This window comes from Paenibacillus sp. FSL P2-0136, from assembly GCF_037975325.1.
Lineage (GTDB): Bacteria > Bacillota > Bacilli > Paenibacillales > Paenibacillaceae > Paenibacillus_AQ > Paenibacillus_AQ silagei.
Map to the genome: position 1 here is coordinate 3,956,815 of NZ_CP150244.1, position 23,258 is coordinate 3,980,072.

The following is a 23,258-nucleotide window of genomic DNA, read 5'->3' on the forward strand; positions in this document are numbered from 1 at the left end:
CGGGCCGCTGATTCCTTAAACTTGTCCCTGGCTGCGCCTCCACCGCTTGCGAAATTAGTCATACTACATATGGGCCTTTGAGTGGCAAATTAAGAATCCGTTATAGAAGATATGGTACCTTTGACGAAGGACAGCAGCTTCTATAGGCAGAATAAAAATTTTATCCGACGGATATTTACAAACTAAAAATTAAATGCTATATTATCGATAGTTAATATTAAATAGATATCTAAGGAGAAATCATAATGTCGAATGTACTGTTTATCAAAGCTAATAACCGCCCTGCCGAGCAATCCGTAAGTGTTCAGCTCTACAACGAATTCCTGTCCAGCTACAAGGAGACTCATCCGCAGGACCAGATTACTGAACTCGACCTGTTCGCTGAACAGCTTCCTTACTACGATAACACACTCATCACTGGCGTATACAAAGCCGCTCAAGGCTTCGAAGCCACTCCTGAAGAAGCAGCAGGCGCTGCACTTGTTAAGAAATATCTGGACCAGTTCCTGGCCGCTGACAAAGTAGTCTTTGCCTTCCCGCTCTGGAACATGACCGTTCCGGCTGTACTGCACACTTATATCGACTACCTGAACCAGGCTGGAACTACCTTCAAGTATACTGCTGAAGGTCCTGTAGGACTGTTGACTGGCAAAAAAGCAGCTGTTCTTAACGCCAGAGGCGGCGTGTACTCCGAAGGCCCGGCAGCAAGTGCTGAAATGGCCGTTAACTTCATCATGGGCAACCTGAACTTCTGGGGCTTCAAGGAAACTACACAGGTAATCATCGAAGGACACAACCAGAACCCGGACAAATCCGCTGACATTATCGCTTCCGGTCTGCAACTGGCTAAGACAGCAGCAGCATCGTTCTAATCTGCTAATACTTTAACCAACATACGTAAAACGGGCTGTCCCAAACTTGGGACAGCTCTTTATTTCGGAGTTGGATCAACTTGAGCACTAAAAAAAACCAAAAACGGAAAGCAGCGATTCCCCCATAATGGGAGAATCGCTGCTTTTTTTAACGTTTGAAGCTTTTAGAAAATCGGGAACTTGGCACTCCCGCTCAATATTCGTCCAGCACCCGCTGCCAGCTGTTGCCCTTGGCACGGGGAGGGGTGCTTTTGGCAGAGGCGGCGGCTGTCTTGCGCTTCTGTCTCGCTTCCTTGCTGTTCTGGAATTGCAGCTCCTTTTGCGTCTTGTGGTAATTCTGCAGCCGCTTCCCGTCCAGCACACCGCTGGCGGCAGCCTCAAGCACGGCGCAGCCTTCCTCCCGTTTATGAGTACAGTCGCTGAAACGGCATTCCGCCGCAAGCGTACTGATCTCACCGAACGCCAGGTCCAGTCCGCCGTCATCCTCCCACAATTGCAGCTCGCGCATTCCCGGCGTATCGACGATGATTCCGCCATCCGGGAGGACGAACAGCTCGCGGTGTGTGGTCGTATGACGTCCGCGGCTGTCCCCTTCCCGCACATCCTGGGTGAGCTGCAGATTCCGGCCGCTGAGCCAGTTGACCATCGTTGATTTGCCGCAGCCGGACGAACCGGTCAGAGCTACCGTCTGGCCGCTGCCGATGTAGGGCTGGAGCTCCTCCCGACCGTCGCCCAGTAAGGCGCTGACCACATGGACCGGGACACCGGGAGCCGCCTGCTGCATTTCGGCCATTTTCAGCTCCGCATCGGTGCACAGATCTGCCTTGGTCAATAGAATGACGGGATTCGCCCCGCTGTTCCAGGCCATAATCAGATAACGCTCCATCCGCCGTACATTGAAATCATCATTCAATGCACTGACCAGGAATAAGGTATCCACGTTGGAAGCCACAATCTGCTCCTCCTGAGTCGGGCCAGCCACCTTGCGCGAGATGACGCTGTGACGGGGAAGCACACCATGGATCACCGCATGCGCTCCGCCATCCTGCATCGCCAGGACCACCCAGTCCCCTACCGCCGGATACTCGCCGGACCCGCTCAGCGAATGCCGGAACTTGCCTGACAGCTCACCCCATATTTCACCTGCTGCAGTAATCACCCTGTATTTACTGCCGAAATCTCCGGCAATCCGGCCCGCTGCATACTCCCTGTCGTCCAGCAGCCGCAGCTTATCTGTCCATTTTCTGTTCCATTCTTCATTCCAGCCGTACTGTTCAAGCTTGATATCGATATTCATGCATTTCCTCCTGAATGGGTTATTATCGTTCTCATACCTCCGCTTATCACATCATCCATGTATCTCCGGGCAGCATTGGCTCCACATGCGCACACAAAAAACCGCCGGAACCCAAAGGTTCCGGCGGTAGAGGCAGACTCGGCCGCGGTCCGGCTTTTGCTGTTGTACAGCAAAGACCGTCCGCTGCGGGCAGAGTCATTCCAGGGTAGTGAGTCTGCTCCTCTGCGCGAGAAGAGCAGAATCCACTATCCGGGCGTGATGCAGCAGACCTGCACACGCAAAAAAGCCGCCGGAACCGATACGGTTCCCGGCGGCTCTAGAAGGCATCATAGAGCTTACCTGCGAAGCTGGGATCAATTATTACTCCACAGCCGCATTTCCCGGAAGACACGTATCCACAACAGTAGCAACCAATCCTGAACCGCTAGTATAAACTGCCATTTGACATCGTCTCCTTCCGAAATAATATGCTGTAATAATAAACGGCCCGGATACCGTTTGTCAACAGTGGGCCTAACTTGCTTAAATAATACCCCGGAGCTCCTCCAGCTCCTGAATGATAGCGAGAGGCTTCACGTTCAGTGATTCATCCCAAGGGTGGTTGCGCTTCAGCCAGATCGTATCCATCCCGCTCTGCGCCGCCCCCCAGATATCATTCACCGGATGATCGCCGATGAATATAGTCTGTTCTGCCGTGGAACCCAGACGTTCCAGGGCTAACCGGTAGATCGCAGGATCAGGCTTGCTGATCCCGGCTTCGCCCGAAATGACGATCGTGCGGAAGTAGCCGCGGAGTCCGAGCAGATCGATTTTGCCATATTGAATATCTGTGCCGCCGTTCGTGACCAGTCCCAGCGGATATCCCCGGTCCCGGCAATACTCCAGTGTCTCCAGCGCATGCTTCATCATCGCCCCGTGACGGATATAGGTCTCGTCATAATAGGCCCGTATGTCCGCAGTGGTCAATGCCTTCTCCCAAGGAAGAACCTCGCTAAGCTCCGCGAAGAACCCATCCTTATCCCGGTATCCGTCAGCATCCCTGATAATCATATCCTCTACAACCTCCGCGGCCTGCTCTTCGCTAAGATGTCCCATGAAATCCTGAACAAACTTCGTACTGAAGCTGCGGAAGGTCTGATCACGGTCCATCAGGGTGTTATCCAGATCAAACAGCAACGCTTGTACCTCTCTCATGTATACGCTCCCCTTCTGTCTTCCATTTCTGCAGTCAAAACACCAGATGCTTATTGTACTCGCTCCGGGGAGCAAAATAAAGACCATTCCGCCCGGAAGGATAACCTCTCCTTCGTCAGAATGGCCTGTATAGGGGAATCAGGTACGCAGAGCTTTCAGGATTCAAGATGTTCAAAATGCTCTGCCCGGTGCGTGAGCATCATTTCCTCGTCAGTAATGTAGAGCGGGAACGGCGGTGTCTCCTTCAGATAACGCTCGGTGGACAACAGCCGGTAATGAACCTCAGGGAGCCAGGCGTCTTCGAGCAGCGGCAGCTTGCCGGTGTCACTGATATAATTGTCTACCGCCGATTGAACCATGTCGAGGTAGTACGGCACCAGCTTGTCAGATTCTTCAAAAATCTCAAAGGTCTCGCTGGACATATAGAATTTCTGCTGCGGGACTCCGCCTAAATATCGTTTGAGCCGGTTCAGGTCAATACTCTTATCTTCCTGGATCAGAGCGGTACGGTTAATGGGAGCGGGCATATCTTCTTCAAATTGCCTTACAGCCTGCTTGATCTGCGGCAAGGTAACGGTCGGATGAACGGGTTGCAAGTTTTTTTTGGCACGTTTGAATATCATACTGAAGGTCTCCTTTCGAAGTTATGTCAGATAACGCTTACAATTCCATTTTATTCGTTATTTGAACATTTAATCAGCAGTTTCGCACTTGTCATAAAAAATCCCCATTTATTAGATCATTATTTGACATTTTCCCAGTGAGTCCACAGCTCCGGCGGGTTAAGCTCGTACTTATCATTCTCCCGGTACATGAACTGGTGCATAATGAACTCGCGGCGGATTGTGGCATAATCATCGTGGAACGGCTTAATGAACTCGTTGATCTCTTTCTCCGAATAGACCACACCCGGTTCGAGCTTCTCCACCATATATTGCAGCGCGATTAATTTCTTCTTGTATTGTGCGGGAATCTGGCGCAGCCGTCCGTCTTTGGCAAAAAAATTACGGAGCACCGACTCCTTCAGACTGTGTTCAGGCGACTCTTCCTCCATTTCCTCCACCCCCTTTGCAAAAATAAATTTCAGCGAGGCCTCAGAGCCTGACTGGATAAACTCGGGATTCAGCTTGAAATATACAGTGTTCTTGTCTCTGCGCTCCTGAATGAGAGCAGCTTCACGCAGCTTGGCTGCATGATGGGTCACTGTAGGCTGTGACAGATTCAGCTTCTCGGCTAAGGCGTGACCGTGAACCTCGCCCCGGGACAAGAGCAGAAGAATACGCAGCCGGGTGGGATCGGATAAAGCTTTGTGATAGGCGACAATTTTGTCTAACTGCAAGCGGGATCACGCTCCTACGGATATTCGTCAGGCAGTCTGGGGGAACTGCCATTTCATACTTTAGATATATATCTAATTATATACCCATCTTGACATCTGATCAATCCCCAATTTGCGGAATTCGCCGGCCATGGCAAAAAACAAAAATATAAGGTACCATTTACTGAATAGAATACTACCTTAGGAGGACATAGATATTATGCTAGACGTTATTATTATCGGCGCCGGTCCCTGCGGACTGTCTGCAGCCATCGAATGCCAGCGCCAAGGGCTCTCCAGCCTGATTGTGGAAAAGAACTTCATTGTCCATTCCATCTACCTGTATCCGACCAACATGCAGTTCTTCAGCACCACCCCGCTGCTTGAGATTGGAGATGTGCCCTTCACCTCTCCGAATGACAAGCCCTACCGCCATGAGGCGCTGGTCTACTACCGCCGTGCGGCCGCGCAGCATCAGCTTGAGATTGCCGCTTATGAAGAAGCGCTGTCCGTTCTGCCGCAGGAGGATGGCAGCTTCGTTGTACATACGGTCAACAAGCGCGGCGAGGAGCAGCAGCGCAGCGCAGCGAACGTAGTCATCTCTACCGGTTACTTCGACCAGCCTAACCTGATCGGGATTCCCGGGGAGGAGCTGCCGAAGGTCACGCATTATTTTGGCGAGGCACATCCTTATTCCGGCATGAAGGTGGCTGTAATCGGGGGCAGTAATTCAGCAGTGGACGCTGCGCTGGAGCTGCTGCGGGTAGGCGCCAAGGTGGATATGGTCTACCGGGGAAGCAGTATCTCGGACAATATCAAGCCCTGGGTACGTCCGATCTTCGAGAGTATGGTGCAAAAGGGTAGCATAACGCTGCATCTGGAATCGCGCGTCACGGAGATCACCCCGGCCTCGGTCTTGGTAACCTCCTCTGTGAACGGGGAACCTACCGAGCTGGATAATGACTTCGTACTGGCGATGACCGGCTTCCGTCCCAGCAGAGCCCTGCTCACCTCTGCCGGGGTGCAGATGGATGACTCTATGGACAAACCAGCCTTTAACCCCGCTACCATGGAGAGTAATATACCGGGCATCTATGTCGCCGGGGTTATCGCTTCCGGACGGAATGCCAACGAGGTATTCATCGAAAGCGGGCGTGGGCACGGCAAGCTGATTGCCGATCATATTGTGAGTACAAGGCTTACTTAAGAGAAGGAGTGTATCCAAGCTATGGATATAACCTCGTTATTGCTGCTGGGTCTGGCAGCGCTCGGTGTCATCAGCAGCAACTCACCGATTACCATTGCCATGGTCGTTCTGCTGCTGATCCGTGTGCTGGGACTTCAGCAGGCTTTTCCCTGGCTGGAGAAATATGGGCTGACCGTAGGCATTATTATCCTGACCATCGGGGTCATGACGCCGCTGGCCAGCGGGAAGATCTCCCTCCAGACCGTCGGACAGTCGTTCCTGCACTGGAAATCCCTGGCCGCCATCGGAGTTGGCGTCCTGGTCGCTTATCTGGGCGGACGCGGAGCCATGCTCATGGGCAGCCAGCCGACCATCGTCGCCGGGCTTCTCATCGGAACCGTCCTTGGAGTGGCTCTGTTCAAAGGCGTTCCCGTGGGACCGCTGATTGCCGCCGGCATCCTGTCGCTGCTGATTGGCCGGATGTAAGCCGGTACCACCGCAAGACCAAGGCAAGACGAAACAGGCTGCAAGCCCACCTATGCGGGTGGACTTGCAGCCTCTTTTATTGGACTAAGAATAGTATATCCGCGTTATGCATCCAGCCGCTGAACGTTGAATAGCCGGGCGTAGCTCCCCGCAAGTCCCATCAGCTCTTCATGGGTGCCGCGTTCGGTGATCTCCCCGTTCTCCAGCACGATAATCTGGTCGGCATGGGTAATCGTGGACAGCCTGTGGGCCACAATCAGCGTCGTCCGCTCAGATGCTAGGGACTGCAGCGCCTGCTGGATGAGATGCTCAGACTCCAGATCCAGCGCGGAGGTCGCTTCGTCCAGAATCAGCACCTTGGGGTCCTTCAGGAATACCCGTGCAATCGCCACGCGCTGCTTCTGTCCGCCGGACAGCTTCACACCCCGTTCCCCCACTTCGGTATCATAACCTTCCGGCAGCTGCATGATGAAGTCGTGGGCATTCGCAGACACCGCCGCCTTCATCACCTCCTCTTCCCCCGCTTCCGGGTTCCCGAACCGGATATTGTCGCGTACCGAGCCGCTGAACAGGAAATTATCCTGCAGCACCATGCCCACCGTCTGCCGCAGACTCTCCTGGGTCAGCCCGCGGATATCGTGGCCGTCCATGCGCAGGCTGCCTTCGCTGATATCGTAAAAGCGCGGGATCAGGCTGATCAGCGAGGATTTGCCGCCCCCGCTCATTCCGACAAAAGCCACCGTCTGGCCCGGAGCAATGCTCAGGTTAATGTCCCGCAGCACCCACTCGTGCTCGTCGCTATACTTGAACCACACGTTGCTGAATTCGATCTTCCCGGCTGCCTTCAGCAGCGGCTTCGCGCCCGGAGCATCGACAATATCATACGGCTCATTCAGCAGCTCCAGCACACGTTCAAGCGATGCCGAAGCCTGGGTCAGCACGGTCGAGGAGTTGATCAGGCGGCGCAGCGGCGCATACATCCGGTCCAGATAGCCGAAGAAGGCCACGAAGGTCCCGAGCGTCAGATTGCCCTGGATGACCTGGTATCCCCCGTATCCGATGACAAGCAGCGGAGCAATATCGGTCAGGGTGTTGATAATCGCGAAGGTGAAGGCATTCCAACGCGTCTGCGCGAGCGCTTTTTGCAGGAACTTGCCGTTGATCTCCTCGAATTGCCGCTGGTCCACCCGCTCCATCGTGAAGCTGCGGATGACCGCAATCCCCTGAATCCGTTCATGCAGATAGCCCTGAATGACGGCAAGTGCCTGCGACCGGTCTTTGGTCAGCACCTTGAGACGCTTGTACAGCGTATTGACAGCAATCCCATATAGCGGCAGAATGGCAATCGCCACCAGCGTCAGCACCGGATTCAGATAGAGCATGAAGCCCAGCGCGAAGAGCAGGGTGAACATATCCAGCCAGACATTCATCATTCCGACCTCAACCAGGTTCTTCGACTGCTCCACATCGTTAATGAACCGGGAGATGGCCTCGCCCACCTTCGTATTCTGGTAATAACGCAGCGACAGGCGCTGCAGATGCCCGTAGAGCTTATTGCGCATATCGAAGAGGACCTTGCTTGTAATCAGCTGGGCGAAATACTGGCGGTAATACTCCACCGGCCCGCGGACAATCACGAACAGAATCAGGCCCCCGCCGATTACCGTCATCAGCTTCGAGACCCGCTCCGCTATCGTCAATGCCGGATTACCCAGCAGCTCATCAACTACATATTTGAGAATCATCGGCAGCGTCAGCGGAATGCTGAATTTGACCATCCCGATGATCAGAGTGAGCACAATCCATTTCATATACGGCCGAACAAAGGTATAATAAGATTTCCAAGGTTTCACAGCGTGTCAGGTCCTTTCCAATTCATTCTTCATCAGGGTGCAGTTGACATTTGCGCGCTGCAGTGTTTTATTATTTTTAAACAGTTACGGTTGCAGTACCGAAATTCAGGAGGATAATGATGCCCAGACAATTTGTGACGGAAGCCGTCATGATGGCGATTTACGGCCAACTTCTCATCCCGCGGAGCCCTGTAGAATATATAGTCCCTTATACCACAATTATGGAGCTTTACGAGCTGCGGGACAGCGATGAGCCGGTGATGAGCCAGGCGGATGATGACAAGCATGTCAGACTCAGAATCCGCGAGCTGATCAACTATTTCGAGGAGCCGCTCAATGCCAAGAAGATCAACCGCTGCCTGAATATCCCCTGGGCCAAAAGCTCCGGCATCCTCCTCGGCGGACACGCGCAGATTACCATCATCAACAGCATCGACAATGCCTCCTACGGCGAAGCGTTCGATCCGATTGAGACAGAGCTGCTGCTGGCGTCCCAGCGTGAGAAGGTGCCGATTCTGACCGACCAGTTCGAGCTGATTCAGCGCATCATCGAAGGCGGAGTTCCCGTCCAGGTATATGACATTGATGATTTCGAGTTCGCCATGGAGGAAGAGACCTTCCGCAGCTCGCACTGATCGCGCCACCTGAGCGGCGGGCAGCTTCGTTGGCCTGGTGCGTACAAGTGGAGACGGCCTGGCCGTCCTTTAAAGGACGGTACCGTTTCAGCGAGAAATAGAAGGATAAGTTATGGTGTGTAACCTATAAATTCTTATATTTTGGAACAAGCCCTTGCCTGACGGCAAGGGCTTGTTCCGCATCCCCGGCAGTGCCGGGATCTGCCAATTGCTCCAGCTCTCCCCTTATGCCACCGGCACAGGCTCATACTTGTATTCGATATCATCGTCCGCCTGTGAATAGACAATCGACAGATTGTACCCCTCCATATACCACAGATCCTGCTCCTCCATATAGAAGGTCAAGCCGCCTTCCCCGAACTGCACAGCAGGACGTCCAGGCTGCTCGGTAGCAATGCCCAGCGAGAAGCCGGGATGCAGGCCTCCGCCTGAGCTGTACCGGGGGAACAAACGGATATATGCGCCCTCCTGGAGGCTCAGTTCTCTTTTGAACCAGGCGGCTGCTTCCGGACTAATTAATATGTTCATCTCTCCACTCCTCCCCTCTACCCCAATCATACCCAAAAAACTTCAATTCACCAAATCGAAGCGGTATTACGGCAAGGTGCCGTCTCCACCACAAAATTTAAATTTGACAATTCTTAAAGTGTGATGATAAACTCGGAACATAACGAAACGTCTTCAAGTAATTACCAAAATGAAGAAAGGGTGATCTCGGTGTTGAATATGGATATGGATATGGTATACCTCGCCACTATTGTAGAAAACTATACCCAACTGAATACCGAAGCAGCCCGAGCAGTGGAGAATTCCTGAGGTTCATGCGTATTACGCGTAACGTATGAGAACAGGCTTAACTTATCTCTCACATGTCTCTGTGCTGCTTATAGCACCGTGGACATGATAACCGCAATTAGAGGCGTATCATCCGTTTTCGGATGGTACGCTTTTTCGTGTGCTATGAGGTTATGATCCGCTGCGAAATGTCCGTAAATGTTCCGTTAAACAAGCTAACTTCGAAATTACTTCAAGCACGAAAGGAAGGGATTCACCTTGTTCTCCGTACTCCGAAATCTCGGCTGGTTCTTCCGCCGGGAAAAAAGGCGCTATACTATAGGCCTCATCCTTCTTATTGTGGTAGGTGTGTTAGAACTCCTGCCTCCACGCCTGCTGGGCAACGCCATTGACGAAATCGTCACCGGCGCCATCACCGCAGGTTCACTGATGAAATACATTGGCCTGATCGTACTTATGCTACTGATCATTTACTGGATCACCTACATATGGATGCACAAGCTGTTCGGGGGATCTAATCTGGTGGAGCGACTGCTGCGCTCGCGGTTCATGAATCATCTCATGACGATGACCCCCGCCTTCTTCGAGCGTAACCGCACCGGCGATCTGATGGCCCGCGCCACCAACGATATCCGCGCCGTCTCCGCAACCGTAGGCTTCGGGATGCTCACTCTTGTCGACTCCACCGTATATCTCACGGTCGTCCTGTTCGCCATGGGGTTCCTGGTCAGCTGGAAGCTGACACTGGCCGCGGTCATCCCGCTTCCGATGATTGCGGTAGCCATGGTGTTCTACGGCAAAGCGATCCACGACCGCTACAGTCTGGCGCAGGATGCCTTTGGCGACATGAATGACCAGGTACTGGAATCCGTATCGGGCATCCGTGTCATCCGCGCTTATGTGCAGGAGCGGCACGATGAGAAGCGCTTCTCTGACATTACAGATGATGTGTACCGCAAAAATATGGCGGTCGCCCGGGTCGATGCCTTCTTCGAGCCGACGATCCGCTTGTTCGTGGGTCTCAGCTATATCATCGCCCTGACCTACGGAATCTATCTCGTATTCCGCAATCAGATTACGCTGGGCGATCTGGTGTCGTTCAACATGTACCTCGGGATGATCGTGTGGCCGATGTTCGCCATCGGTGAGCTGATTAATATCATGCAGCGCGGCGGCGCTTCACTGGAGCGGATCGACGAGACGCTGAATGCGAAGCCTGATGTTAAGGATGTACCTCATCCGGTTCCCGTAGCCCAGCCGACCACCATCGAGCTGAAAGATGTAACCTTCCGGTATCCGACCTCTACCATCGATAATCTCAGCGGAGTCAGCTTATCCCTCTCCCAAGGCCAGACGCTTGGCGTGGTCGGACGGACCGGCAGCGGCAAATCGACGCTGCTGAAGCAGCTGCTGCATGAATACCCGGCAGGCACAGGCGAGATTCTGATCTCCGGTGTGCCGATCACCCAGATCGCCCTCGACCAGCTTCACAGCTGGATGGGCTATGTGCCGCAGGAGCAGATTCTCTTCTCCAAATCGGTGCGCGAGAATATCCAGTTCGGATACTCCGGGGCTAGCGATGAGCGGATCATGCAGGCGATTACCGCCGCCGCCTTCCAGAATGACCTTGGTACCTTATCTGACGGGCTGGATACAATGGTTGGCGAACGCGGCGTCTCCCTCTCCGGGGGACAGAAGCAGCGTGTTTCCATATCACGCGCCTTCATCTCGAATCCCGATATTTTGATTCTGGATGATGCCCTGTCTGCCGTTGACGCGCGGACAGAAGCGAAGATCATCGAGAACATCCGCGAGGAGCGCAGCGGCAAAACCACGCTCATCTCCACCCACCGCCTCTCGGCGATTGAGCATGCCGATCTGATCGTTGTCCTCGAAGACGGGCATATTACAGAACAAGGTACACACCAGGAGCTGCTGGAACTGAACGGCTGGTACCGTGAGCAGTTCGACCGCCAGCAGGTCGAGAATAATCTGACGAATGAATAACCCCATACAGGAGGTGTCACCGTTGACACAGAGTACAGGCAAACGTCTGCTGCAATATGCACTGACCGCCAAAAAGACCTTCATCGCCGCCCTTCTGCTCCTGACCATCGGAGTAGCGGCTGAGCTGGCAGGGCCTTTTATCGCCAAGAGCATGATTGACAATCATCTGCTTGCGATTGAGAAGCCCTACTTCCAGACAGCCTTGCCGGAGGATGCTGCAAAATATAACAACACTTATTACAAACGCGGTGACCGCTTTGCCGCAGGTGAAGCCAAGGGCCAGGAGGTCCGCCTGCTTCAGGCGGGCAGAAGCTTCTACTTCATCAATGAAGCGGTACCGAAGGCCGAAGGCGAGCGCAGCTTCGCAGACGGGAAGCTCCAGATCAAATACGGCGGGCAGACGACGGCCTATCCGGCCGTCAAGCTGTCGGCGGGTGATCTGTTTTCCTTTTACAAGCCGGAGCTTCCTGGAATCTATCAGTTAGTCGCTCTATACGCCATGTTCCTTGTCATCTCCATTATTGCTGAGTTCGGCAAAACCTACTGGCTGCAATCGTCTGCCAATCAGGTCATCCGCAAGCTGCGGACCGATGTCTATGCCCATATCCAGCGCCTGCCGGTCTATTTCTTCGATAATCTGCCTGCCGGTAAGGTTGTGTCACGGGTTACCAACGATACGGAAGCAGTCAAGGATCTCTTCATTGCCGTGTTATCCAACTTCGCTACAGGAATCATCAATATCACCGGTGTCTATGTGGCCCTCTTCCTGCTCGATGTGAAGCTGGGACTGGTCAGCTTGTTCATCGTGCCGATTATTATTCTCTGGATCGTGCTGTACCGCAAAATCGCTACCAAATACAATACGATCATCCGCTCGCGGCTCAGTGAGATTAATGCCATTATCAACGAATCGATTCAGGGGATGTCGATCATCCGGATTTTTCGCCGCCAGAAGCAGAGTAGCGCTGAATTCGAGCAGCTCAATGACGACTATCTGAAATATCAGAACAAAATGCTCAACCTGAACGCCTTCACCTCCCACAACCTGGTGAACTCGCTGCGCAGCCTCTCCTTCGTGCTGGTGCTGTGGTACTTCGGCTTCGGCAGCCTGGACGGGTCGACCTTCGTATCGCTTGGCGTCCTGTATGCCTTCGTCGATGTACTGGGCCGGATGTTCCAGCCGATCACGGGGATGGTCAACCAGCTGGCGAATCTGGACAGCTCGATGGTCTCTGCAGGCCGCGTGTTCACGCTGATGGATGAGCCGGGAGAGCCCGTCACTGACGGATCGATGCCGCGTTACAAGGGAAATGTCGTGTTCAAGGATGTCTCCTTTGCTTATAAAAAGGACTTCGTCCTGCGCGATATCTCCTTCGAGGCGCGCCCGGGCGAGACCGTCGCCCTTGTGGGCCATACCGGCTCCGGCAAAAGCTCCATCATTAACCTGCTGTTCCGCTTCTATGATCCGCAGCAGGGAAGCATAACGATCGACGGGCAAAAGGTCAAGGATCTGCCGAAGCAATGGCTGCGCAGTCATATGGGCATTGTGCTTCAGGACCCGTACCTCTTCACCGGTACCATTGCCTCCAATGTCAGTCTGGGTGACGAGCGGATCTCTAGAGAGCGTGTCGAACGCGCCTTGCGTGAGGTAGGGGCCGATAAACTGCTGGCTCACCTGCCGCAAGGCTTCGATGAACCGGTCATTGAGAAGGGCAGCACCCTGTCCGCCGGACAGCGGCAGCTAATCTCCTTCGCCAGAGCCTTATCCTTCGATCCGGCGATCCTGATTCTGGATGAAGCAACGTCCAACATCGATACCGAGACTGAGAGCATTATCCAGCAGGCGCTGGAGGTGCTGAAAAAAGGCCGGACCACCTTCATCATCGCCCACCGGCTGTCGACCATCCGCAGTGCGGACCAGATTCTGGTGCTGCACCGGGGCCAGATTGTTGAACGCGGCAACCATGATGAGCTGATGGCGCAGGGCGGCAGGTACTTCCGCATGTATCAGCTTCAGCTGGGTGCGGGAGCCGGGAACGGCTCAGGCGAGCCAGTTCCTCTATCCGGGGGCGATGCTTCTTCCGCTGTACTCCGGCCATCGCTGGAACAGATCTAATCCAATTGCTTGAGGACAGCAACTTAGCCTAATGGCGGGCAACCGCATATACCTATCATACATTACAATAAGAACACCCCCTGACGCAGGAAGGCATCAGGGGGTGTCTTTCACTTGATATCAGAACGTTTGTTCTGTATAATGGAGCAATACATATTATGGATGGGGTGAAGATGATGATAACCTACAGTCTTAGCAAGCGGCAAGCCCGGCTGTTCCTGCTGCGCCATCAGCGGCTCGTCCCGGACGGATTGCCCGGCGGCAAGCAGAGCATCTATGACTTCGTCCGGCATGTAGGCTGTATCCAGTATGATCCGCTCAGTATAGCCGGACATAACCACGAGCTGGTGCTTCAGGCGAGAATCCCCGGCTTCGTGCCCGAGATGGCCAATGAGCTGCTATATAAGGACAGGCTGCTGATTGACGGTTGGGATAAGAACATGTCGATCTACTGCACAGAGGATTGGCCGTATTTCCAGCGACGCAGGGAAGCTGCTGCCAGGCATCAGCATAACGAGGCCATGGCGGCCATGATTACCCATGTCCGTGCGGAGCTGGATGCACGAGGGCCACTCTCGTCACTGGACCTGGAGAGTACGGAGAAGATCGACTGGTCCTGGGCTCCGGCAAGACTCTCCCGGGCCGCCATGGAGAGCATGTACTTTTGGGGCGAGCTATCCATCCATCACCGGGTGCACACACGCCGTTATTACGATTACACGGCCAAGCTGCTGCCTCCTGAACTGCTAAGCGCAAGCGATCCTAACGAGACGCTGGAGCAGCATCACGATTGGTATGTGCTGCGCCGGATCGGCAGCATCGGCCTGCAATGGAACCGGTCCGGGGACGGCTGGCTTGGCATCGCAGGCCTGAAGAGCAAAGAACGGACAGCGTCCGTGCAGCGGCTGCTGCAGAAGGACCTGCTCCGCGAGGTACAGGTGGACGGCCTGAAGCTACCGCTATACATCCGCACAGCAGACGTCCCTGAGCTTGAAGCTATATTGCTTCAGGATGATACTGTGGGTGCAAATGAATCCGCAGCCGGGCCGCAGGCTGGTAATGAGGGTGGGGCCTGTCATGCCGGAGGAGCGGCCTCCTTCGCGGCGGCACTGGCTCCGCTGGACAATCTGTTATGGGACAGAGAGCTGATCCTCCAGTTGTTCGGCTTTCAATACCGCTGGGAGGTCTACAAGCCTGTGCTTGAACGGGAATACGGATACTATGTCCTCCCCCTCCTCTACGGCGACCGCTTCATCGGCCGGCTGGAGCCGGTGATGAACAAGAAGACAGGTGTTCTAACCATCGTCCGCTGGTGGTGGGAGGCCGGAGAGGCGCTTGAACGCTCCATGCTCCCTGCGCTGACCAGGGCCTTCTCCTCGCTGCAACAGTCAACCGGAGCCTCCGCGATCCGCTTCGCGCCGGACATCGTCCACTCCTGCGGACTGCATGAGCTGGAGGAGGCGCTGTCTGCCACTCCTGTAAAGACAAATTAATCCAATCCAATCATCTGAATCATCCTGCGGCAGAGGATGTAAGAACTTTAGGGGGCCACATAGCTTGTGTCGGTGGACCCCCTCCCCACAATACTCATCCGCCTACTTCGGAGCAACCGGCGTATTCGGGGGCATTAGTGCCCCTCATTTGGGGATTTAGCTCGTATCCGACAAATTCAGGGGCACTAGTGCTCTTCATTTGGGGTTTTTGCTCGTATCCGACAAATTCAGGGGCACTAGTGCTCTTCATTTGGGGTTTTTGCTCGTATCCGACAAATTCAGGGGCACTAGTGCTCTTCATTTGGGGTTTTGGCTCGTATCCGACAAATTCAGGGGCACTAGTGCTCCTCATTTGGGGATTTAGCTCGTATCCGACAAATTCAGGGGCACTAGTGCTCTTCATTTGGGGTTTTGGCTCGTATCCCCTGAATTCAGGGGTACTAGTGCTCTCCATTCGCGTGCGTTGCCCCACATCCGCTGAATTCAGGAGCACTTCTCCCCCTCACGACTCAGGATCTCCGTCAGCAACATTTCGGCCCACATTCCTCCTCCCCGCTAACACATTGTATTCGGTTTTCCGTATACATCCGGCCCACTCACACCCCCGCCAGCACATTGTGTTCAGTTTTCCGCATACATTCGGCACACCTACACCACCGCCAGCACATTGTGTTCGGTTTTTCGCATACATCCGGCCCACTCACACCCCCGCCAGCACATTGTGTTTAGTTTTCCGATACATTCGGCACACTCGCACTCCCCCCTCCCCATTGTATTCGGTTTTCCGTATACATCCGGCCCAATATTACGCTCAGCTCGTATAACCAAAGAAAACTCCCTCTGGCGCAGTCTTGCTGCGTCAAGGGGAGTCTTCTCGTAAGTTAGCTATATTTTATTGGGTGCCTTATTGGATATGCTCTTCCTCAAGGCCCAGCTTGCTGTACATCTCGGTGCAATAGCCCTGCAGCTTAATCTCCAGCCGGCTTGCCTTGTTCTTAAAGCGTTTCAGTTCACGGATCATATGGGCCCGGCCGGCTGGGGTGAAGGTCTCTTGAATCCGTTCCTTGAAGTAATCATGGACAATATGATTGCGTTCCTTCCATACGGCCTGCAATTGACTCGTCTCTTCCTCAGAGAAGGGGAAGTGATGCTGGATTTCTTTGATGAGTTGGCCGAGTGAATTGCTAAGCTTGCGTTGATACAATTCTGCGATTTCGGCGTCAGTTGGCGTCTTGCCCTGCGACAGCTTCGTCAGCAGCAGCAGATTCGTTAATTGCTGCTCCAGCGCCTGGCAATAGTAGACAGCCAGCCCGAAATAAGCAAATAGCTCTTTGGATTGTTCACTCTCCGGTATTTGTGTATCCTTCATCGTTCCTCCCGTTCTTGATCTGGTTATTTGATTTGTGTGTAGATTGAACTTTTCGTTCTATTTTGGAAGGGCCGTTGCTGCGGTGAACATTTGGACTTCCGGCCGCTGTTATGTTTGGATTTCCCGATTCAAGCTGTTAGCCGCAGTAGAAATCCAAACATAAAGGCGGACGCCACCGCTCCTACAGTTCCAAATTTCCCCTCCGCCACTTTTTTCAAATTGTAAATCATCAAGTTCAAAGGACACAGCTCAGTTTGTTTTGTTATAGTCCATGCGGCCGGAACGGTAAATGTAGAACCCGGCAAGCAATAGTATGTATGCCAATGCGTGGGCATAGGCTCCGAGCACGGAGGAGACCGGCAGAGTCTCTGCATTCATCATGCTGTCCATGACCGGATATACCGGCGGCAGGAGAATGGATACAACAGGCCCTGGCACCACTTCAGCCACTTTACCGGCGCTAATAGATAGAATGAGGAGGATCAGCATCATTCCGGCCGCATATCCAGCCCGTGGTACCCACGAGGATTGCAGGTACAAGGAGAGTGTAATCCCTAATAACCCCATTAGAGCATGTCCGGCCAAACCAAGCAAGATCCGCTGAAGTCCGGCAGGTTCATGGAAGCTTCCGGTCAAGACGGGATACATAACAATGATTACATCCAGCAGCAGCGTAAGCAAGACCATTGTAAGCAGACCGCCGATACTGTAGCGGCGGGCACTGCGGACTGAACGATAACCACCTGCTTCTGTACCGCCTGCTCATGGTTAAGGAAGCTTAAGCCGAGCCACGCACAGGCTATGAATAGAAAGACTGCCGTAGCCGAGTAGCTGCTCATGACCGGATTAGGCTTATAGGAATAGAGAATTAATACCGCAATAATAACACCGGCAACCGGTCCGAAGAACCGCTGGGAGACTGTATAACTGTGCAAAAAATAACCGATTAGCCCTTTCACCCGCGTCCACTCCCGCTCTGATCCTTGGGATCCATCCACTCGGCCAGGTCACTTAATCCCCCGAGAGGCTTCACTGAAACTATGGAACCGCCCGCAGCAAGAATCTGCAGCAGGCAGGTATCTGACATTTTCTGTTCTACAGTCAACCCTGTACACGCTGTACCGGCGAAGTCCGGCTCCAGCAGCACATGGATGACTCCAGGCAAGGCTTCCAGAGCCAGCTGGGCTTGTCCCGTCAGTGTCGTATAGACGATATTCACTGCTGGAGCACTCTTCAGCTTCTCTGCTCCATGAATCGTCCGGATAGTCTGTCCTTCATGTAATACATATACTGTATCCGCGACAGCTTCGATGATCTGCGGTTCATGAACGGACAATACGAGTGCCGTCCCCTCCGCCTTCAGCTCCAGCAGTATTTCAATAAGCGTATCTTGTGCCGGCAGATCCAGTCCCGACATGGGCTCATCAAGCAGCAGCAGCTGCGGCCGGATGAGCAGGCTCTGGATCAGGTTGACCTTCTGCAGCATTCCCTTGGAGAAGCCTGCCAGCTTGTGACTGCGGGAGGCTTCGAGACTGAACAGCTGCAGCAGTTCGTTGATCCGGGACGCCGAAGCCGCTTCGGAGAGTCCGGCAATCCGGCCCATACAGCGCAGATAGTCCTCGGCGGTGAGCTTCAAGCCGGGAAATGCCTCGGGTGCATAACCTGTGGTTATCGCCCGACGGTCACAGGTAAGATCACCGGAGGACAGCTTCAGCAGCCCCGCGAGGATGGATAACAGCGTACTCTTGCCGGACCCGTTACGACCGATCAGAGCCGTGGCCGTGCCAGGAAGAACTGTCATCGATATTCCGGTAAGTACCGGGCGGCTTCCATAGCGCTTACTTCCTTCGGTAATTGTAATTAGAGATGTTGCATTCGTGGCTTCCAGGCCTCCTTCCATTCGTGCATGCCTATGGGCCGCATCGAACGGCAGCCTGATCATCCTCTTATGTAACATTCGCCGGAATGTCTTTATTCTCCTTTTTATTTTCCCAGATCCATGAAATTCACATTGAAAAAACCAGAACTGTGCAGAAAAAAATCCGCACCCGCCCTGGTTCCTGTTAAGTATTCGATGCTATATATGTTAGTCCTAAAGGGTGATGTCAGGCGTAGACTTCAACAGCTTCACTGACCCTTCTGCAGGCCATGGCTGCATTGCGGCAGGTATCGATGCAATCCTGGCAATGGTTATGCTTATGACGGCTGCTTGTATCGGCGCAGCGGTCACAGATGTCAGCACATAATTTGAGGATTTCGGCCACGAACGGGCTTCGGCGGGTCATCGCCTGTATAGCGAAGGAACAGATGTCTGCGCATTCACGGTCCAGCTGGATGCTCTCCCGCAGATCGGCCAGATCATATTCCTTGAGGCTTGAGACATAGCTATAGTTACAGGCATCCATACATTTAATCAAAGCATTAATGCATTCCTGATATTGAATTCGGGTCATAGCCTTACAACCTCCTGCAATTAGTATAGGGTATGCCTATGTATTAACCTGCAAGAATAAGAACGAACCATTCATAAGGAACTGCAGATTGCTAACTATAGGCTTCGTTTGACCGCTGCGGGTCTGGTCAGCTGACGTCTCTCCAGGCGCAGAAGCTCCCTGCGCAACTCACCGGAGGAGAAATGCTCACCGATGAATACCGCAACATCCGGCACCTCGCCCTGGGGCGTAATTCTCATGAAATCCGCTTCTCTGTAAGCGTACTGAAACAGAAACCGGCTGGAGGTATCGGTAAAAGTTACGATCCCTTTGGCCCGGTACACATCGCGTGGCAGCTCCTTCACAAACCGTTCGAATTCCTCGCTGTTCACGGGATTCTGGAAATAATGCGTGTAAGCCATCACATGATCATGCGAAGCATGCATCGCCCCTTCAGCTCCGCCCTCCATATGCTCCCCGCCCTCAGGCCGGTCTTCCATATGAACGGCTCCCACACTGCCCAGCAGCGCTTCTGGCTCCAGTTCACAGCGTACCGCCGGCAGAATCTCCGCGTACGCATTCCACTTACGCAGCACCTCCGAGATCTCTGCAATCTCTGCGGCTTGAATGCGGTCTGTCTTGTTCAGGATCAGGACGGATGCACAGCGAATCTGCTCCTGCATCAGACGGTAGGTAGCCCCTTGCTGGGAGCGGTACAGCTCCAGCAGATGGGCGGCATCGACAACGGTAATCAGCCCCTTCAGCTCCACCTGCTGATATAGCGAGGTCTCCGTTACTGCATCCACAATCTCCAGCGGGTTGGCTGCACCCGTAGCCTCGATGATAACTACATCCGGCGATTCTTTTTTGACCAGCGTGGTCAGCTCCGTACTTAAGTCCCCCCTGCTGGTGCAGCAGATACAGCCGCCCAGCATCTCTGCCATCGGCACAGACTGCTCCACCAGCAAGCCGTCCAGATTCACCTCACCCAGCTCGTTCATAATCACGGCCGGCCGGAGGCCCTGATGATTCCAATGATCCAAAAGACGCTGTAGTAATGTGGTCTTGCCGCTGCCGAGAAATCCCGACAAGATATATACTGGTAATGACTGTTCCAAGTTTGCTCTCTCCCTGCCTCAATCGGTTATGGTAGCGAGTGTACTACAATGACCGCCTCTGTGCAAGGCGGCCCTGCCTGGTGAGGCATACATCAGCTTCCCCCGGGGAGCTTGTTATTGCCGCTTCCATCCCCTATCATGGGAAATATAAGCTGCACAGCAGATACAAAAAAGGAGCTGGTTCGTATATCATCCGTCGAAGAACACCGGAGCGAAGCCCCGGATTCAGTCGCTTGCTACATCATAACGGTCTCGGATACCCGCACCATCGATACGGACACCGGAGGTCCGCTGATCCAGAGTCTGCTGGAAGCCGCCGGTTATACCGTGACCGGCCGCACCATCGTCAAGGATGATTATGAAGATATCCGGGAGCTGGTCTACAAAAGCTCCGTTCATTCCGGCATCGAAGCTGTGCTTCTGACCGGAGGGACCGGCATTTCCCCCCGTGACACCACCTATGAGGCCGTAGCCTCTCTGCTGGACAAGTCGCTGCCGGGCTTCGGTGAGATTTTCCGGCTGCTGAGCTTCACCGAAGATATCGGCTCTGCCGCCATGCTCAGCCGGGCCATTGCCGGGACAATCGGCAGTACCGCTGTCTTCTCCATGCCTGGCTCCACCGGTGCGATCAAGCTGGCCATGGAACGGCTGATCCTGCCCGAGCTGCGCCATGTCATGCGCGAGATTTACAAGCGTTCCTAAGACGCAGCATGGACGGACACCTATTTTGCCGGAATCTAGACGAATGAACAAGCAGGCTCCTGCATAACGCGTATACTGGCATAAGTCCACTGCGAAGGAGCTGAGTGTAATGAGAAATTGTCCGAAATGTCCTGTTGAAACAGTTACAGATCCCACACAGGTTGTATATGAAGATTACTATCATCCCCAGGAAGTCCAGGTGGTCCACCATGTCGAGGTGGTTAGACGCCACCACTGTGTTCCAGTCCCTCACCATATCTACACTTATTCCGTCCGGGATGAAATGTGCGGTCCGACCGCAATGGTGCGCAGCAGAAGAAGATAACCTGCCATTCCCGTCTGTACGATAGTATATTGTAAAAGACAAAACCGCCGTCTGCGCGTGAAAGATACGCGCAGCGGCGGTTTTGCCTTTTCCGGGAAGTCTATACGATTGGCGGGTCTGTATGAACGTCTGCATCGGGTGCTGTAGCCGCCCAGCGTGTAAAGGTGACCTTAAACCCGGCCCGCGTTGGAGCACACAGGAAGGGTCCCGCCTGGCTGCCAGTCTCATAAGGGAACCGGGCAACGCGGATAGTCCGCCAGGGATGATTCTCTGTTCGCGCTCTGAGGATTACCGCATCCTTCATCCGTGAAGCCCGCAGGGTAATCACTTCGCTCTTCCACTCGGGCACAGGGGACAATGACCAGTCAGAGTAACCGTCCGTCACGACTGCACCTATATGGGGAACACCGTCATTCAGCTCAATACCGGCTTTGATCCATTGCTCACCGCTGTGCCATAGCATAATACCTGCCTGGTCGTACAGCTCCGTGAACCCGTCCAGCGCAAAGCTGATCTCTACCGCCTCTGCCTTATCCCAGGGGGCAAGCAGCGCATGACCGTTGTCATGCTGGAAGCCATACATCGTCTTCTCCCAGTAATCGCTGCCCTCCGCTGCATGGACCACCAGTTGACCGTCTACGGTTCTGCTTGATACCGGTTCATTGCTCCATGCTCCATCCTGCCACTCAATGAATCTCATTACAGGCTCACCTCTCCTTGTCGTCTGCTCATCATCCGGTTAATCACTTCAGAGCTTACTATCATCACTATTATATACCCAATCATTGCCGGCGGGAGAATCATGAAGGTGCTCCGCGCCGCCGCCCAGCCCAAGAGCGGAGGCAAGAACGCACCGCCGGTGTAGGCCAAGGCCATCTGATACCCCATAATCTTCTGCGAATGCTCCGCTCCGAACCGTGCGGGCGTCTCATGCAGCATGCAAGGGAAGATTGGTGCCGAGCCGAGGCCAATCAGAATAAAAGCAACCAGTGAATATACCGCCGGAAGCGGCAAGGCCAGCAGCAGCGCACCCGCGAGTGAGATCGCCAGCCCGCCGCGAATCAGCGTACGGTTGCTGAACCGGAAGGTAATGAAGCCGGTAATCAGCCGCCCAGCCGTGATTCCGCCATAATAGAGCGAGACCCATCCGGCCGCCGTTGCCGGGGATACCTCCTTGACGTTCACCAGATAACTGCTGCCCCATAGCCCCACCGTAGCTTCCACTCCGCAATAGAACAGGAAGGTGAGCATCGCCAGCTTCACGCCCGGGATGCGAAGCACCTTGCTGCCCGCTAGGGATGCAGCAGGGGGTAGGGATTCTGCCTGCTCCGGCATCTCCTGAGGCTGCGGTCCGCTGCCCTGGCCCGCCCGCTTCCACAACGGCAGACTGAAGAACAGTGCCACGACTAACGCGAACTGAATCATGCTGACCGCGAAAAATCCCATTCTCCATGACTCGCCATTCGCAATATAACGCGACATCAGAATCGGCCCCAGCATAGCCCCTATCCCCCAGAAACAGTGCAGCCAGCTCATATGATGCGCTTTGTAATGAGTCGCCACATGATTATTCAACCCTGTATCGATCGAACCGGCCCCCAGACCCAGCGGCAAGGCCAGCAGAGCCACCCACACGACAGAAGAGGAATAAGAGAAGCCGAGCAGGGCCAGAGCGGTTACCGCCACGCTGATAAAAGTAACCATCCCCGTCCCGAGCCGCTTCAGGACCACACTGCTGGCCAAGCTGGAGATAATCGTCCCGGCGACTACGATCATCGACAGCAGTCCGGCCAGCTCGACCGGCGCCCCGAAGTCCAGCCGGATAATCGGCCAGGCTGCGCCAAGCATCGAGTCCGGCAGTCCCAGGCTGATGAACGCCAGATAAATAATGATTAAGAACACCGTTGCCATGTTTCCCTCCTATCCCTTCCCTTGCAGGTGAACTACACCATCGATAGAGTTGCAAGCTTCTTGAATGCAACCTTTTTCATTTGCGTTTCCCCTCGTTACTATATCACTTTGCATGATTATTTTATAATATTCTTCCGTTCTGGTTACAG

23 protein-coding genes are annotated in these 23,258 nt (G+C 54.0%); 9 read left to right on the plus strand and 14 right to left on the minus strand.

What is annotated here, in order from left to right; genetic code table 11:
- Positions 1-245: 245 nt before the first annotated feature.
- A complete protein-coding gene (locus NYE26_RS16590; RefSeq protein WP_036699056.1) occupies positions 246-872 on the plus strand; it encodes an FMN-dependent NADH-azoreductase in 627 nt (208 codons plus the stop codon).
- Between the two features lie 193 nt (positions 873-1,065).
- On the opposite strand, the gene rsgA is transcribed toward NYE26_RS16590, so the two are convergent.
- The gene (gene rsgA / locus NYE26_RS16595; protein ID WP_339248940.1) at positions 1,066-2,169 is read right to left on the minus strand and encodes a ribosome small subunit-dependent GTPase A; all 1,104 of its coding nucleotides are present in this window, start codon (positions 2,167-2,169) and stop codon (positions 1,066-1,068) included.
- Positions 2,170-2,331: 162 nt separating this feature from the next.
- Here rsgA and NYE26_RS16600 point away from each other — a divergent pair, with 162 nt between their 5' ends.
- Positions 2,332-2,589, plus strand: coding sequence for a hypothetical protein (locus NYE26_RS16600; RefSeq protein ID WP_339248941.1), 258 nt, complete (start codon positions 2,332-2,334; stop codon positions 2,587-2,589).
- A 102-nt stretch (positions 2,590-2,691) separates the two neighbouring features.
- On the opposite strand, the gene NYE26_RS16605 is transcribed toward NYE26_RS16600, so the two are convergent.
- The 3 genes from NYE26_RS16605 to NYE26_RS16615 form a co-directional block, all read right to left on the minus strand.
- Positions 2,692-3,363 carry an HAD family hydrolase gene (locus NYE26_RS16605; protein ID WP_339248942.1) on the minus strand — a complete coding sequence of 224 codons (672 nt, stop codon included), beginning with the start codon at positions 3,361-3,363 and terminating at the stop codon, positions 2,692-2,694.
- A gap of 155 nt (positions 3,364-3,518) precedes the next feature.
- Positions 3,519-3,986: a DUF3939 domain-containing protein gene (locus NYE26_RS16610; protein ID WP_036724592.1), complete on the minus strand. Its 468-nt coding sequence runs from the start codon at positions 3,984-3,986 to the stop codon at positions 3,519-3,521.
- Positions 3,987-4,105: 119 nt separating this feature from the next.
- Positions 4,106-4,702 carry a metalloregulator ArsR/SmtB family transcription factor gene (locus NYE26_RS16615; RefSeq protein ID WP_036724591.1) on the minus strand — a complete coding sequence of 199 codons (597 nt, stop codon included), beginning with the start codon at positions 4,700-4,702 and terminating at the stop codon, positions 4,106-4,108.
- Positions 4,703-4,901: 199 nt separating this feature from the next.
- On the opposite strand from NYE26_RS16615, the gene NYE26_RS16620 reads away from it, so the two are divergent.
- Entirely contained in the window at positions 4,902-5,888 is a 987-nt protein-coding gene (locus tag NYE26_RS16620) for a YpdA family putative bacillithiol disulfide reductase (RefSeq protein ID WP_036724590.1), read from the plus strand.
- A 21-nt stretch (positions 5,889-5,909) separates the two neighbouring features.
- Positions 5,910-6,353: a DUF441 domain-containing protein gene (locus tag NYE26_RS16625; RefSeq protein ID WP_036724588.1), complete on the plus strand. Its 444-nt coding sequence runs from the start codon at positions 5,910-5,912 to the stop codon at positions 6,351-6,353.
- Positions 6,354-6,457: 104 nt separating this feature from the next.
- On the opposite strand, the gene NYE26_RS16630 is transcribed toward NYE26_RS16625, so the two are convergent.
- The gene (locus NYE26_RS16630; protein WP_339248944.1) at positions 6,458-8,206 is read right to left on the minus strand and encodes an ABC transporter ATP-binding protein; all 1,749 of its coding nucleotides are present in this window, start codon (positions 8,204-8,206) and stop codon (positions 6,458-6,460) included.
- A 119-nt stretch (positions 8,207-8,325) separates the two neighbouring features.
- On the opposite strand from NYE26_RS16630, the gene NYE26_RS16635 reads away from it, so the two are divergent.
- Positions 8,326-8,841, plus strand: a complete 516-nt coding sequence (locus NYE26_RS16635) for a hypothetical protein (protein ID WP_036724586.1) — start codon at positions 8,326-8,328, stop codon at positions 8,839-8,841.
- 225 nt (positions 8,842-9,066) lie between these two features.
- Here NYE26_RS16635 and NYE26_RS16640 read toward each other — a convergent pair whose 3' ends face one another.
- On the minus strand, positions 9,067-9,369 hold the full coding sequence (locus tag NYE26_RS16640; protein ID WP_076158436.1) for a hypothetical protein: 303 nt from the start codon (positions 9,367-9,369) through the stop codon (positions 9,067-9,069).
- A 525-nt stretch (positions 9,370-9,894) separates the two neighbouring features.
- Between NYE26_RS16640 and NYE26_RS16645 the strand changes: the two genes are divergently transcribed.
- From NYE26_RS16645 to NYE26_RS16655, 3 genes are all read left to right on the plus strand, one after another.
- On the plus strand, positions 9,895-11,643 hold the full coding sequence (locus NYE26_RS16645) for an ABC transporter transmembrane domain-containing protein (RefSeq protein WP_339248947.1): 1,749 nt from the start codon (positions 9,895-9,897) through the stop codon (positions 11,641-11,643).
- Between the two features lie 22 nt (positions 11,644-11,665).
- On the plus strand, positions 11,666-13,759 hold the full coding sequence (locus NYE26_RS16650) for an ABC transporter ATP-binding protein (protein ID WP_339248949.1): 2,094 nt from the start codon (positions 11,666-11,668) through the stop codon (positions 13,757-13,759).
- Between the two features lie 158 nt (positions 13,760-13,917).
- A complete protein-coding gene (locus tag NYE26_RS16655) occupies positions 13,918-15,252 on the plus strand; it encodes a winged helix DNA-binding domain-containing protein (protein ID WP_339248951.1) in 1,335 nt (444 codons plus the stop codon).
- A 904-nt stretch (positions 15,253-16,156) separates the two neighbouring features.
- On the opposite strand, the gene NYE26_RS16660 is transcribed toward NYE26_RS16655, so the two are convergent.
- The 6 genes from NYE26_RS16660 to NYE26_RS16685 all read right to left on the minus strand — a co-directional run bounded on the left by NYE26_RS16660 (position 16,157) and on the right by NYE26_RS16685 (position 20,171).
- Entirely contained in the window at positions 16,157-16,621 is a 465-nt protein-coding gene (locus NYE26_RS16660) for a hypothetical protein (protein ID WP_036724577.1), read from the minus strand.
- Positions 16,622-16,870: 249 nt separating this feature from the next.
- The gene (locus NYE26_RS16665) at positions 16,871-17,308 is read right to left on the minus strand and encodes a hypothetical protein (RefSeq protein ID WP_339248953.1); all 438 of its coding nucleotides are present in this window, start codon (positions 17,306-17,308) and stop codon (positions 16,871-16,873) included.
- Positions 17,278-17,556 (minus strand): hypothetical protein, encoded by a 279-nt coding sequence (locus NYE26_RS16670; RefSeq protein ID WP_339248955.1) that lies wholly within the window; start codon positions 17,554-17,556, stop codon positions 17,278-17,280. Before NYE26_RS16670 ends, NYE26_RS16665 begins: the two co-directional genes overlap by 31 nt.
- 20 nt (positions 17,557-17,576) lie before the next feature.
- Positions 17,577-18,521, minus strand: coding sequence for an ABC transporter ATP-binding protein (locus NYE26_RS16675; protein ID WP_339248957.1), 945 nt, complete (start codon positions 18,519-18,521; stop codon positions 17,577-17,579).
- Positions 18,522-18,726: 205 nt separating this feature from the next.
- The gene (locus NYE26_RS16680; protein ID WP_036699084.1) at positions 18,727-19,074 is read right to left on the minus strand and encodes a four-helix bundle copper-binding protein; all 348 of its coding nucleotides are present in this window, start codon (positions 19,072-19,074) and stop codon (positions 18,727-18,729) included.
- A 95-nt stretch (positions 19,075-19,169) separates the two neighbouring features.
- Positions 19,170-20,171: a GTP-binding protein gene (locus NYE26_RS16685; protein ID WP_339248959.1), complete on the minus strand. Its 1,002-nt coding sequence runs from the start codon at positions 20,169-20,171 to the stop codon at positions 19,170-19,172.
- A gap of 138 nt (positions 20,172-20,309) precedes the next feature.
- On the opposite strand from NYE26_RS16685, the gene NYE26_RS16690 reads away from it, so the two are divergent.
- Positions 20,310-20,873 carry a MogA/MoaB family molybdenum cofactor biosynthesis protein gene (locus tag NYE26_RS16690; protein WP_339248960.1) on the plus strand — a complete coding sequence of 188 codons (564 nt, stop codon included), beginning with the start codon at positions 20,310-20,312 and terminating at the stop codon, positions 20,871-20,873.
- A gap of 425 nt (positions 20,874-21,298) precedes the next feature.
- On the opposite strand, the gene NYE26_RS16695 is transcribed toward NYE26_RS16690, so the two are convergent.
- The gene (locus tag NYE26_RS16695) at positions 21,299-21,898 is read right to left on the minus strand and encodes a DUF1349 domain-containing protein (RefSeq protein ID WP_339248962.1); all 600 of its coding nucleotides are present in this window, start codon (positions 21,896-21,898) and stop codon (positions 21,299-21,301) included.
- Positions 21,898-23,109 carry an MFS transporter gene (locus tag NYE26_RS16700; protein ID WP_339248964.1) on the minus strand — a complete coding sequence of 404 codons (1,212 nt, stop codon included), beginning with the start codon at positions 23,107-23,109 and terminating at the stop codon, positions 21,898-21,900. Before NYE26_RS16700 ends, NYE26_RS16695 begins: the two co-directional genes overlap by 1 nt.
- Positions 23,110-23,258: the final 149 nt, after the last annotated feature.